A 12,642-nucleotide genomic window follows, 5' to 3' on the forward strand; every position below is an offset into this window, starting at 1 on the left:
GGTTCAACCGGACTATTAAGGCCACCAGCCTAGTGCGAAGTGCCGAAACCTTGTCGGCGAGAGTGCTTCCAGATGTTGCCTGCTACTTGCCAAAAGCAATCCGCTGAACTGAGCCATCGATTAAAAAGATATACACTGAACAAAATCGATAAAAACCGCCCACCGGGTAATTTCCCATGATGACCTTGCGTCAGATCCGCCATTTCATTGCCGTCGCCGAAACTGGTTCGATTTCTGCCGCCGCGCAAACCGCGTTCATTTCCCAGTCGACATTGACCCTGGCCATCCAGCAACTGGAGCAGGAAATCGGCGTCAGCCTGTTCAATCGACATGCCAAAGGCATGACGCTTACCCATCAGGGGCATCAATTCCTGCGCCAGGCGCACTTGATCCTGGCGACGGTGGACAACGCCAAGCGCAGCCTGCAACAAAGCACCGATCAGATTTCCGGCCATTTGATCATCGGCGTGACCAGCCTCGTCGCCGGCTATTACCTGGCTGATCTGCTCACGCGCTTTCAGCGCGCGTACCCCAATGTCGAAATCCGCGTGATGGAAGACGAACGGCCCTACATCGAGCATTTGCTGGTCAGCGGGGAGATCGATGTCGGGGTATTGATTCTCTCCAACCTCGAAGATCGCCACGCGCTGCAAACCGAAGTATTGACCCACTCCCCCCATCGACTGTGGTTGCCCGCGCAACATCCATTGCTGGATCACGACAGCATCAACCTTGCCGATGTCGCGCGCGAACCGCTGATCCAGCTGAACGTCGACGAAATGGACCGTAACGCTCACCGCATGTGGAGTGGCGCCGGTTTGCAGCCGCGCGTCACGCTTAAAACCGCTTCGACGGAAGCGGTGCGAAGCCTGGTGGCGGCGGGACTTGGGGTATCCATTCAGCCTGACATGACGTATCGACCGTGGTCGCTTGAGGGCGACATCATCGAAGCGCGGCCGATCGCCGACCTCAGCCAAACCCTCGACGTGGGCCTCGCCTGGCGTCGCGGCACCGCTCGTCCGGCCCTGGTAGACCCGTTTTTGACCGTTGCACGTGAGCAACCCCACGGCGGGCGCAAGCCATCTATTTAATCGAACGCCACCTTCAGTATTTAGTATTTGTCGACCTCGGGTCCGCGCACTAGTCTTGCTGCATCTATAAGACGGCCGGGCCCCAGTCACTGGGAGCACCATGGCCACACAAGAAAAGAGACCCCGTAAAATGGCTGGCGCGCAGACTCCGTTATTCACCGCGTTGTTGATTGATGGCGAATTGGTCGCGGGCCAGGGGTTTGTCGAACCCATCATTAATCCGGCCACTGGCGAGGTGCTGACGCACATTGCCGAAGCCAGCACTGAACAAGTTGAAGCCGCGATCCTCGCCGCCCACCGCGCATTCGGTAGTTGGTCGCGCACCACGCCGCAGCAACGCTCGAACCTGTTGCTGGACATCGCCAACGCCATCGAAAAAAACGCCGACCTGCTCGCCCGCCTCGAATCCCTGAACTGCGGCAAGCCTTTGCACCTGGCACGCCAGGACGACTTGAGCGCCACAGTCGACGTGTTCCGCTTTTTCGCCGGTGCCGTGCGCTGCCAGACAGGCCAGCTCAGCGGCGAATACCTGCCGGGCTATACCAGCATGGTCCGGCGCGATCCGATTGGCGTGGTGGCGTCGATTGCGCCCTGGAACTACCCGATCATGATGGCCGCGTGGAAAATCGCGCCGGCCCTCGCCGCTGGCAACACCCTGGTATTCAAGCCTTCCGAACACACACCGCTGTCGATTCTGGCCTTGGCCCCGGCGCTGGCTGAAATCCTGCCGCGCGGTGTGATCAACATCATCTGCGGTGGTGGCGAAGGCGTCGGCAGCCACTTGGTCAGCCACCCTAAAGTGCGCATGGTGTCGTTGACCGGCGATATCGTCACCGGACAGAAAATCCTTCAAGCCGCCGCAAAAACCCTGAAGCGCACGCACCTCGAACTCGGCGGCAAAGCGCCGGTGATCGTGTGCAACGATGCCGACATTCAAGCCGTGGTCGATGGCGTGCGCAGTTATGGCTACTACAACGCTGGCCAGGACTGCACCGCCGCTTGCCGCATTTATGCTCAGGCTGGCATTCATGACCGACTGGTGGCAGAACTCGGCGCGGCCGTCAGCAGCCTGCGTTTCGCCGGCAAACGAGACGCCGATAACGAGATAGGTCCGCTGATCAGCACTCGCCAACGTGACCGCGTGGCCAGTTTTGTCGAGCGCGCCCTGGGCCAGCCACACATCGAGCGCGTGACGGGTGCGGCGGTGCATTCCGGCGCGGGCTTCTACTACCAGCCGACGCTGCTGGCGGGCTGCAAGCAAAGCGATGAAATCGTTCAGCGCGAAGTGTTCGGCCCGGTCGTCACCGTGACCCGCTTCGACGAACTGGAACAAGCGGTGGATTGGGCCAACGACTCCGAATACGGCCTGGCCTCCTCGGTGTGGACCCAGAACCTCGATAAAGCCATGCAGGTTGCCGCCCGATTGCAGTACGGCTGCACCTGGATCAACAGCCATTTCATGTTGGTCAGCGAAATGCCGCATGGCGGGCTGAAACGCTCGGGTTATGGCAAGGATTTGTCCAGCGATTCGCTACAGGACTACAGCGTGGTGCGGCACATTATGGCCCGCCACGGCCAGCATCTCTGACTACGCTAACAACAAGCCGCCAACGGCATGCTTCACCACGTTCAACACTGCCCCGACCATAATTAAAGAAGAGGGAAATCCCATGTTCGTGCACAAGACCGCACTGCTCAGTGCAATCACTACGGCATTGTTGGCGAGCGCCAGCATTCAAGCCGCAGAACCGCTCAAAGCCATCGGTGCCGGCGAAGGGCAACTCGATATCGTGGCCTGGCCCGGCTACATCGAACGTGGCGAAAGCGACAAGGCTTACGACTGGGTGACCGGTTTCGAAAAGGAAACCGGCTGCAAAGTGAACGTCAAGACCGCCGCCACCTCCGATGAGATGGTCAGCCTGATGGCCAAGGGCGGTTACGACCTGGTCACGGCGTCGGGCGATGCGTCCTTGCGGTTGATCGTCGGCAAACGCGTACAGCCGATCAATACTGACCTGATCCCGAACTGGAAAAGCATTGATCCGCGCCTCAAGGATGCGCCGTGGTACGTGGTCAACAAACAAACCTACGGCACGCCCTACCAGTGGGGCCCGAACGTGTTGATGTACAACACCAACGTGTTCAAGACCGCGCCGACCAGTTGGAGCGTGGTGTTCAACGCGCAGGACCTGCCGGACGGCAAGCCGAACAAGGGCCGCGTGCAGGCGTATGACGGTCCGATCTACATTGCCGACGCGGCGTTGTACCTGAAAAAAACCAAACCCGATCTGGGCATTCAGAGCCCGTATGAACTGACCGAAGCGCAGTACAAAGCCGTGCTTGATCTGTTACGCGCCCAGCAGCCGTTGATTCACCGTTACTGGCACGACACCACTGTGCAAATGAGTGACTTCAAGAACGAAGGCGTGGTCGCCTCCAGCGCCTGGCCATATCAGGTCAACGGCCTGGTGAACGAGAAGCAACCAATCGCCTCGACCATTCCTGAAGAAGGCGCTACAGGCTGGGCCGACACCACCATGTTGCACGCCGAAGCCAAGCACCCCAACTGTGCCTACAAGTGGATGGACTGGTCCCTGCAACCCAAGGTCCAGGGTGACGTAGCAGCGTGGTTCGGCTCGTTGCCAGCGGTCCCGGCGGCCTGCACCGGCAGTGAACTGCTCGGCGCTGAAGGCTGCAAAACCAACGGTTTTGATCAGTTCGAGAAGATCGCCTTCTGGAAAACCCCGCAGGCTGAAGGCGGAAAATTCGTGCCGTACAGCCGCTGGACCCAGGACTACATCGCAATCATGGGCGGTCGTTAACACACCGCTGCCGGCCAAGGCGCTTTTGTGGAGAGGGATAAGTCCCTCTCCACAAACAGTCTTCCAGATACATCGACGTGATCTTGATTCAGATTTTTCAGAAGTCCAGGCAAGGCCGCAGCGACGGTCATTGCCTTTTTGGAGCACCGCACCATGACACTTGCAGTCCAGTTCACCAACGTTTCCCGTCTATTCGGCGAAGTGAAAGCCGTAGACCGGGTTTCCATCGACATCCAGGACGGCGAGTTTTTCTCCATGCTGGGCCCTTCCGGGTCGGGCAAAACCACCTGTTTGCGCCTGATCGCCGGTTTCGAACAACCGAGCGCAGGCTCCATCCGGATTCACGGTGAAGAAGCCGCCGGGTTGCCGCCGTATCAGCGCGACGTAAACACCGTGTTCCAGGACTACGCACTGTTCCCGCACATGAACGTACGCGACAACGTCGCCTACGGTTTGAAAGTAAAAGGTGTTGGCAAAGCAGAACGCCAGAAACGCGCCGAAGAAGCGCTCGACATGGTCGCCCTCGGCGGCTACGGCGACCGCAAACCAGTGCAATTGTCTGGCGGCCAGCGTCAGCGTGTGGCACTGGCCCGTGCGCTGGTCAATCGCCCTCGGGTATTGCTGCTGGACGAACCTCTGGGCGCGCTGGACCTGAAGCTGCGCGAGCAAATGCAGAGCGAACTGAAGAAGTTGCAACGCCAACTCGGCATCACCTTCATCTTCGTGACCCACGACCAGACCGAAGCGCTGTCGATGTCCGACCGCGTGGCCGTGTTCAACAAGGGTCGTATCGAACAGGTCGATACGCCCCGCAACCTGTACATGAAACCGGCGACCACCTTCGTCGCCGAATTCGTCGGCACCTCCAACGTGATTCGTGGCGACCTGGCGCAGCAACTCAGCGGCAACCCGCAGCCGTTTTCGATTCGCCCGGAACACGTGCGTTTTGCCGAAGGCCCACTGGGCAGCCACGAAATTGAAGTCAGCGGTTTGCTGCACGACATTCAATATCAAGGCAGCGCCACCCGCTATGAAGTGAAACTGGAAAACGGCCAGACCCTGAACATCAGCCAGGCTAACAATCAATGGCTGGACACCAGCGCCCGTCACCAGACCGGGCAACGTGTCAGCGCACGCTGGGCGCGCGAGGCGATGATCGCGCTGCACGACACCGTTGCGAGCGGGGTGTGAGATGAACAGCGTGGCTCTCCCTCAAACGTCGGCCAGCAGTTCGCCGTTGCGCAGGTTCTCTAACCTGCTCTACCGCCGACCTAACTTTTACCTGTCGTTGCTGCTGGTTCCGCCGCTGCTGTGGTTCGGCGCGATCTACCTCGGCTCATTGCTGATGCTGCTGTGGCAAGGCTTCTACACGTTCGATGACTTCACCATGGCGGTCACGCCTGACCTGACCCTGGCGAACTTTGCCGCACTGTTCCAGCCCTCGAACTTCGACATCATCCTGCGCACTTTGAGCATGGCAATTGTGGTGTCGATTGCCAGCGCCATCGTCGCCTTCCCGATTGCCTACTACATGGCGCGCTACACCACCGGCAAAACCAAGGCGTTTTTCTACATCGCGGTGATGATGCCGATGTGGGCCAGTTACATCGTCAAGGCCTACGCCTGGACCTTGCTGCTGGCCAAGGGCGGCGTGGCGCAGTGGTTCGTTCAACATTTGGGACTGGAGCCGGCACTGCAATTCGTGCTCGGCATTCCCGGCGTCGGCGGCAGCACCTTGTCGACCTCGCACCTGGGCCGCTTCATGGTGTTCGTCTACATCTGGCTGCCGTTCATGATCCTGCCGATCCAGGCCTCGCTGGAACGTCTGCCGCCCTCCTTGCTGCAGGCCTCTGCGGACCTCGGCGCTAAACCGCGCCAGACTTTTATGCAGGTGATATTGCCGCTGTCGATTCCGGGCATCGCCGCCGGTTCGATCTTCACGTTCTCCCTGACGCTCGGTGACTTCATCGTGCCGCAACTGGTCGGCCCGCCGGGCTACTTCGTTGGCAGCATGGTCTACGCCCAGCAAGGCGCAATTGGCAACATGCCGATGGCCGCAGCCTTCACGCTGGTGCCGATTGTGTTGATCGCCGTTTACCTGTCCATCGTCAAACGACTGGGGGCCTTCGATGCGCTCTAAACCTGTAAAACAGGGCGATCAAGCGTCCCTGGGCCTGAAAATCGCCGCATGGGGCGGATTGGTGTTTCTGCACTTCCCGATCCTGATCATCTTCCTGTATGCGTTCAACACCGAAGAAGCAGCGTTCAGCTTTCCACCCAAAGGCTTCACCTTGCACTGGTTCAGCGTGGCGTTTTCGCGCCCCGACGTACTGGAAGCGATCAAGCTGTCGGCGCAAATCGCGGCCATTGCGACGCTGATTGCGATGGTGCTCGGCACGCTCGCCTCCGCCGCGTTGTACCGTCGGGATTTCTTCGGCAAGCAAGGTATTTCGCTGATGCTGATCCTGCCCATTGCCTTGCCGGGAATCATCACCGGTATCGCGCTGCTGGCGACCTTCAAGACGCTGGGCATTGAGCCGGGGATGTTCACCATCATCGTTGGCCACGCGACCTTCTGCGTGGTGATCGTCTACAACAACGTGATCGCTCGTCTGCGCCGTACTTCGCACAGCCTGATCGAGGCGTCGATGGACCTCGGCGCCGACGGCTGGCAAACCTTCCGCTACATCGTCCTGCCGAGTCTTGGTTCGGCGTTGCTGGCGGGCGGCATGCTCGCGTTTGCATTGTCTTTCGACGAAATCATCGTGACCACGTTCACCGCCGGCCATGAACGCACCTTGCCGCTGTGGTTGCTCAATCAGCTAAGCCGCCCTCGAGACGTGCCGGTGACCAACGTCGTCGCGATGCTGGTGATGATGGTGACCATGCTGCCGATTCTCGGCGCGTATTACCTGACCCGTGGCGGCGAAAGCGTGGCGGGCAGCGGCGGGAAATAGATCAGTCACTGACAAAGACTATTCCCTGTGGGAACGGGTTTGCTCGCGAAGAGGCCGTCACATCCAACATTGATAGTGCCTGACACACCGCTTTCGCGAGCAAGCCCGCTCCCACAGGGGACCGAATTCCAAAGCGACAAAAACAACAGTTTTGATGAGGACACGTCATGCAAACCAAGTTACTGATCAACGGCCATCTGATTGACGGCGAAGGCCCCGCCCAACCGGTGTTCAACCCGTCGCTGGGCCGTGTTCTGGTCGAAATCAAAGAGGCCAGCGAAGCCCAGGTCGATGCCGCCGTACGCGCCGCCGATGCGGCGTTCGAGGGTTGGTCGCAGACGCCACCCAAGGAACGTTCGCTGCTGCTGCTCAAACTGGCTGACGCCATCGAAGCGCATGGCGAGGAACTGGCCAAACTGGAATCCGACAACTGCGGCAAACCCTACAGCGCCGCGCTGAACGACGAGATTCCGGCGATTGCCGATGTGTTCCGGTTCTTCGCCGGCGCCAGCCGTTGCATGAACGGCTCGGCCGGTGGCGAATACATGGCCGGCCACACCTCGATGATCCGCCGTGACCCGGTCGGCGTCATCGCCTCCATCGCACCGTGGAATTACCCGTTGATGATGGTGGCCTGGAAAATCGCCCCGGCGCTGGCGGCCGGTAATACCGTGGTGCTCAAGCCGTCGGAACAAACCCCGCTGACCGCATTGCGCCTGGCGCAACTGGCGTCGGACATCTTCCCGGCCGGCGTGCTTAACCTGGTGTTCGGCCGTGGTCCTACCGTTGGCAGCCCGCTGGTCACGCACCCGAAAGTGCGCATGGTGTCGCTGACCGGTTCGATTGCGACCGGCGCCAACATCATTTCCAGCACCGCCGACAGCGTCAAACGCATGCACATGGAGTTGGGCGGCAAAGCCCCGGTGATCATCTTCAATGACGCCGACATCGACGCCGCCGTAGAAGGCATTCGTACCTTCGGTTTCTACAACGCGGGCCAGGATTGCACGGCCGCGTGCCGCATCTATGCGCAGGAAGGCATCTACGACAAGTTCGTCGAGAAACTCGGCGCCGCTGTCAGCAGCATCAAGCACGGCCTGCAGGATGACCCGGCGACCGAACTCGGCCCGCTGATCACCGCGCAGCACCGCGACCGTGTCGCCGGGTTCGTCGAGCGCGCCGTGGCGCAATCGCACATCCGCTTGATCACCGGCGGCAAATCGGTGGAAGGCAATGGCTTCTTCTTCGAGCCGACCGTGCTGGCCGATGCACAGCAGGACGACGAAATCGTGCGTCGCGAAGTGTTCGGGCCGGTGGTTTCGGTCACCAAATTCAGCGATGAAGCGCAGGTGCTGGGCTGGGCCAACGACTCGGACTACGGCCTGGCGTCGTCGGTGTGGACCACCGACATCGGTCGCGCCCATCGCCTCGCCGCACGCCTGCAGTACGGCTGCACGTGGGTCAATACGCACTTCATGCTGGTCAGCGAAATGCCGCACGGCGGCCAGAAACTGTCCGGTTATGGCAAGGACATGTCCATGTACGGCCTAGAGGATTACACCACCGTGCGGCATGTGATGTTCAAGCACTAAAGCATCGCCAGCAGGCTGGCTCCCACAGTTTGGAATGCGTTCCCCTGTGGGAGCCGGCGATGGCCACACCACGGCCTCAACAACCAAACCACAAACCCTGTGGGAGCCAGCCTGCTGGCGATAGCGTCACCTCGGTTTCAAGGCAGAAACCGGCATTACGTACCACCAGGCTCCACACCAAAGAAGTCAAAACAATAACCACCGACCCGGGCAGCGCCGTCATCGCCCTGCCAGGGGTTTGGACATCCGAAATCTGCCGATTTTCCGGAGCTGACACATTATGAGTACATCACCCGACCTCTCTGCAGCCGTTGCCGATAGCGACGCCGAGCAGTTACGCAAGCTGGGCTACACCTCCAACTTCAACCGCAGCATGAGCCTGTGGGAAAACTTCGCACTGGGCTTCACTTACCTCTCACCGGTCGTAGGGGTTTATACCCTGTTTGGCCTGTGTCTCGCCGCGGGCGGCCCACCGATGTTCTGGGCTTACCTGCTGGTAGGTTGCGGCCAATTACTGGTCTGCCTGATCTTCGGCGAAGTGGTCTCGCAATTCCCGATCTCCGGTGGCGTCTACCCGTGGGCTCGCCGTTTGGTGGGCAAAAAATGGGCGTGGATGGTCGGCTGGATCTACTCCATTGCCCTGTGCGTGACCATCGCCGCCGTCGCTGTCGGCGCCGGTCCGTACCTCGCCGCGATGATGGGTTTTGAACCGAGCAACAATACCAATATCGTTATCGCGTTGGTGCTGACGCTGTTTGCCACACTGGTCAACCTCAGCGGCACCAAAGTGCTGGCGCGCATCGCCATGTTCGGCTTCCTCTGTGAGCTGATCGGCGCCGTCATCGTCGGTGTCTACCTGCTGGTATTCGAACGGCATCAGCCGATCAGCGTGTTGTTCAACACGTTCGATATCCGCGTCGATGGCTCATATTTGCCTGCGTTCCTCACCGCCTCGCTGGCGGGGATGTTCCTGTACTACGGCTTCGAGGCCTGCGGCGATGTGGCCGAAGAAACCCCGAACCCGAGCAAACAAATCCCGATTGCCATGCGCATGACGATCTACATCGGCGGCATCTCGGCGATGTTTGCCTGCCTGGCGCTGATTCTTGCTGTGCCGGATATGCAAGCGGTGATCAACGGCACCGATAAAGACCCGGTCACCACCATTCTCAACAACGCGTTTGGCCCGATTGGTTCGAAAGTGGTGATGGGCGTGGTGATGATTTCGTTCATCTCCTGCGTCATCAGCCTGCAAGCAGCGGCGAGTCGTCTGCTGTACTCCTACGCTCGGGACGAAATGGTCATCGGCAGCAAGTTGCTGAAGAAGATTTCTCCTACAACCCAAGTACCGGTTGCTGCACTGTTCGTGTCGGGTGTCCTGCCGGCGGTGATCATCGCCCTGGGATTTTTCCTGCAAGACGCGGTGGCAACCATCGTCAGCTTCGCCGCCATCGGCATCTACCTGGCGTTCCAGATGATCGTGCTCGCCGCGTTGTATGCACGCATGAAAGGCTGGAAACCGAGCGGCAAATTCACCCTCGGCGCTTGGGGTTGGGCCGTCAACATCGGCGCGCTGGTGTATGGCGTCGGCGCGATCATCAACATGGCCTGGCCACGCACCCCGGATGCCGCGTGGTACATCAACTACGCCATGGTGCTGAGCACTGCCATCGTCATCGGCCTCGGGTTGCTCTACATGTGGCTCGCCAAACCGTACGACCATGGCACCGCACCTGCGGGCGATGCCTGGAAAGTCAGCCGGTAACGGCAATCGTCCCGGCGCCGATGAGCGCGCCGGGACTCAAAAAAACAAACAAGGATTTATCATGGATATCACCCGCCGCGACTTTCTCAACGGCGTCGCTGTCACCATTGCCGCCGGCATGACCCCGCTGCAACTTCTTCAAGCCGCCCCCGACGGCAAATACTACCCGCCCGCCCTGACCGGCATGCGCGGCAGCCATGTCGGCTCGTTTGAGATTGCCCACCAGATGGGCTGGGAAAAAAAAGTCTTCGACACCGACAAGTTGCCGATCAATGAGGAATATGACCTGGTGGTGGTAGGAGGCGGCCTCAGCGGTTTGTCGGCAGCCTGGTTTTACCGTGAGAAACATCCGAAAGCACGCATCCTGATTCTGGAAAACCACGACGACTTCGGCGGTCACGCCAAGCGAAACGAATTCTCTGCCGGGGGCCGCATGATCCTCGGCTATGGTGGCAGCGAAGCCTTCCAATCGCCGAACCACCTCTACAGCAAAACTGTGAACGGCTTGCTGAAGAAGCTCGGCGTCGACACCAAGCGCTTCGAAACCGCCTTCGACCGCCAGTTCTACCCGAACCTGGGCCTGTCGCGAGCGGTGTTCTTCGACAAGGAAAACTTCGGCGAAGACAAACTGGTCAGCGGCGACCCAACGCCGATGGTGGCCGACGACATCGCCCCAGACCAACTGCACGCTCGCTCCATCCCGGATTTCATCAATGACTTCCCCCTGCCGGAAGCCGATCGCCAAGCGCTGATCGCCCTGCACATGTCGCCCAAGGATTACCTGGCCGGCAAGACCACCGAAGAGAAAACCGCACACCTGGAAGCCACCAGTTATCAGGATTTCCTGCTCAAAGACGTAGGATTGTCGGCACAAGCGGTGAAGTACTTCCAGAGCCGCACCAACGATTTCATGGCCCTGAGCATTGACGCCGTGGCGGCGTCCGACGCCTATTCGGTGGGTTTCCCGGGCTTCAGCGCGATGAATCTGGAGCCGATCGGCGAAGAAGCCAAGGCAGAAATGGAAGAGCCCTACATCTACCACTTCCCCGACGGTAACGCTTCGCTGGCCCGTTTACTGGTGCGCAGCCTGATTCCATCCGTGGCGCCAGGGCACACCATGGACGATATCGTTCTGGCCTCGTTCGATTACGCCAAACTGGATCAACCGAAAACACCGGTACGCATCCGCCTCAATAGCACCGCAGTCAGCGTGCGCAATGTTGGCAGCGGCGTGAACGTGGGTTACAGCCGTGGCGGTCAGCTCAGCCAGGTGCGTGGCAAGCACTGCATCATGGCGTGCTACAACATGATCATCCCGTACTTGCTGCGCGACCTCTCTGCCGAGCAGTCTCACGCCCTGAGCCAGAACGTGAAATTCCCGCTGGTGTACACCAAAGTGGTGATCCGCAACTGGGAGTCATTCCAGAAATTGGGCGTTCACGAAATCTACGCGGCGACTCAGCCTTACAGCCGTATCAAACTCGACTACCCGGTGAGCATGGGCGGCTACGACCATCCTGCCGACCCGAAACAACCGATTGGCCTGCACATGGTTTACGTGCCGACCAGCCCCAATAGCGGCATGAATGCCCGCGATCAGGCGCGCGCCGGCCGTGGCCGTTTGTATGGGCAATCGTTCGAACAGCTTGAGGCGCAACTGCGCGATCAGTTGCAACGCATGCTGGGGGCGGGTGGCTTCAACCATGAAACCGACATCCTGGCGATCACGGTGAACCGCTGGTCACACGGCTACGCGTACTTTTCCAACAGCTTGTACGACGATGCTGACGACAGCGAGAAGCTGATGAACCTGGCGCGCAAGCCAGTAGGTCGGGTGAGCATCGCCAACTCGGACGCGGCGTGGAGTGCCTACGCGCATGCTGCAATTGACGAGGCATACAGGGCCGTAGGGGAAGTCAGCTGATTGAGCACAATGCCCGCCGAACAGGCGGGCATTTTGTCTGACGTTTTAGAATCTCGACACGCTGCGCATCGCATCCACCAGATAGCGCATCGCAATCCGATCACTCTCAGACAACTCGCGATAGCGCTCTACCAACGTTAATTCCTCCGTGTTGAGACGACGTTGTCGACGCCCCGTGACCCAGCAGGGAAATATTCCCAACAATTCGCTGATACCTCGCATCTTGGTCATGGTCGATGTCCTTCTATAAGGCAGAAAACGGCAAAATCCGCTCGGTCATGCACACAGGATAGAAACAATCCGTGCACTGTGAAGCGGTTTTTAGAGTAATTAGTCAAATACTCCCGAATTGCCCTCAAATTCAGAAACCACTGTCAGAAAAGTTAACCGACACGTTTTGTTTCATTGCCGAATTGTCGCTATGCCAGCAATCATTTTTTCTCTGCAACCGAACGGTTTAAGCTATTTGGCATCTGTTTAAAGTCCGTTGC

General features: G+C 59.4%; 10 protein-coding genes. 9 read left to right on the forward strand and 1 reads right to left on the reverse strand.

Annotated features, from left to right (window positions below; all coding sequences use genetic code 11):
• Positions 1–176 precede the first annotated feature (176 nt).
• From ACQR3R_RS15020 to ACQR3R_RS15060, 9 genes are all read left to right on the forward strand, one after another.
• Complete coding sequence (locus ACQR3R_RS15020; protein WP_428273076.1) at positions 177–1,091, forward strand: LysR substrate-binding domain-containing protein; 915 nt, start codon at positions 177–179, stop codon at positions 1,089–1,091.
• Between the two features lie 130 nt (positions 1,092–1,221).
• Entirely contained in the window at positions 1,222–2,679 is a 1,458-nt protein-coding gene (locus ACQR3R_RS15025) for an aminobutyraldehyde dehydrogenase (RefSeq protein WP_428273077.1), read from the forward strand.
• 82 nt (positions 2,680–2,761) lie between these two features.
• Positions 2,762–3,913, forward strand: coding sequence for a putative ABC transporter substrate-binding protein YdcS (gene ydcS / locus ACQR3R_RS15030; protein ID WP_428273078.1), 1,152 nt, complete (start codon positions 2,762–2,764; stop codon positions 3,911–3,913).
• A 153-nt stretch (positions 3,914–4,066) separates the two neighbouring features.
• Positions 4,067–5,104 (forward strand): ATP-binding cassette domain-containing protein, encoded by a 1,038-nt coding sequence (locus ACQR3R_RS15035; protein ID WP_428273079.1) that lies wholly within the window; start codon positions 4,067–4,069, stop codon positions 5,102–5,104.
• Between the two features lie 10 nt (positions 5,105–5,114).
• Positions 5,115–6,053 carry an ABC transporter permease subunit gene (locus ACQR3R_RS15040; RefSeq protein WP_428273080.1) on the forward strand — a complete coding sequence of 313 codons (939 nt, stop codon included), beginning with the start codon at positions 5,115–5,117 and terminating at the stop codon, positions 6,051–6,053.
• Complete coding sequence (locus tag ACQR3R_RS15045) at positions 6,043–6,870, forward strand: ABC transporter permease subunit (protein WP_428273081.1); 828 nt, start codon at positions 6,043–6,045, stop codon at positions 6,868–6,870. Before ACQR3R_RS15040 ends, ACQR3R_RS15045 begins: the two co-directional genes overlap by 11 nt.
• 167 nt (positions 6,871–7,037) lie before the next feature.
• Positions 7,038–8,462 (forward strand): aminobutyraldehyde dehydrogenase, encoded by a 1,425-nt coding sequence (locus ACQR3R_RS15050; RefSeq protein WP_428273082.1) that lies wholly within the window; start codon positions 7,038–7,040, stop codon positions 8,460–8,462.
• A gap of 280 nt (positions 8,463–8,742) precedes the next feature.
• Entirely contained in the window at positions 8,743–10,227 is a 1,485-nt protein-coding gene (locus tag ACQR3R_RS15055; RefSeq protein ID WP_428273083.1) for an amino acid permease, read from the forward strand.
• 61 nt (positions 10,228–10,288) lie between these two features.
• Entirely contained in the window at positions 10,289–12,151 is a 1,863-nt protein-coding gene (locus ACQR3R_RS15060; RefSeq protein ID WP_428273084.1) for an NAD(P)-binding protein, read from the forward strand.
• A gap of 45 nt (positions 12,152–12,196) precedes the next feature.
• Here the strand turns inward: ACQR3R_RS15060 and ACQR3R_RS15065 are convergent, their stop codons facing one another.
• The gene (locus ACQR3R_RS15065) at positions 12,197–12,382 is read right to left on the reverse strand and encodes a hypothetical protein (protein ID WP_428273085.1); all 186 of its coding nucleotides are present in this window, start codon (positions 12,380–12,382) and stop codon (positions 12,197–12,199) included.
• Positions 12,383–12,642: the final 260 nt, after the last annotated feature.

Origin of the sequence: Gordonia sp. IEGM753 (genome assembly GCF_050321825.1) — a bacterium.
GTDB lineage: Bacteria > Pseudomonadota > Gammaproteobacteria > Pseudomonadales > Pseudomonadaceae > Aquipseudomonas.

Bases quoted from the DNA above. Each gene is read 5' to 3' on its own strand.
- ACQR3R_RS15020 (WP_428273076.1), top strand. From the start codon at position 177: ATGATGACCTTGCGTCAGATCCGCCATTTCATTGCCGTCGCCGAAACT.
- ACQR3R_RS15025 (WP_428273077.1), top strand. From the start codon at position 1,222: ATGGCTGGCGCGCAGACTCCGTTATTCACCGCGTTGTTGATTGATGGC.
- ydcS (WP_428273078.1), top strand. From the start codon at position 2,762: ATGTTCGTGCACAAGACCGCACTGCTCAGTGCAATCACTACGGCATTG.
- ACQR3R_RS15035 (WP_428273079.1), top strand. From the start codon at position 4,067: ATGACACTTGCAGTCCAGTTCACCAACGTTTCCCGTCTATTCGGCGAA.
- ACQR3R_RS15045 (WP_428273081.1), top strand. From the start codon at position 6,043: ATGCGCTCTAAACCTGTAAAACAGGGCGATCAAGCGTCCCTGGGCCTG.
- ACQR3R_RS15050 (WP_428273082.1), top strand. From the start codon at position 7,038: ATGCAAACCAAGTTACTGATCAACGGCCATCTGATTGACGGCGAAGGC.
- ACQR3R_RS15055 (WP_428273083.1), top strand. From the start codon at position 8,743: ATGAGTACATCACCCGACCTCTCTGCAGCCGTTGCCGATAGCGACGCC.
- ACQR3R_RS15060 (WP_428273084.1), top strand. From the start codon at position 10,289: ATGGATATCACCCGCCGCGACTTTCTCAACGGCGTCGCTGTCACCATT.
- ACQR3R_RS15065 (WP_428273085.1), bottom strand. From the start codon at position 12,382: ATGACCAAGATGCGAGGTATCAGCGAATTGTTGGGAATATTTCCCTGC.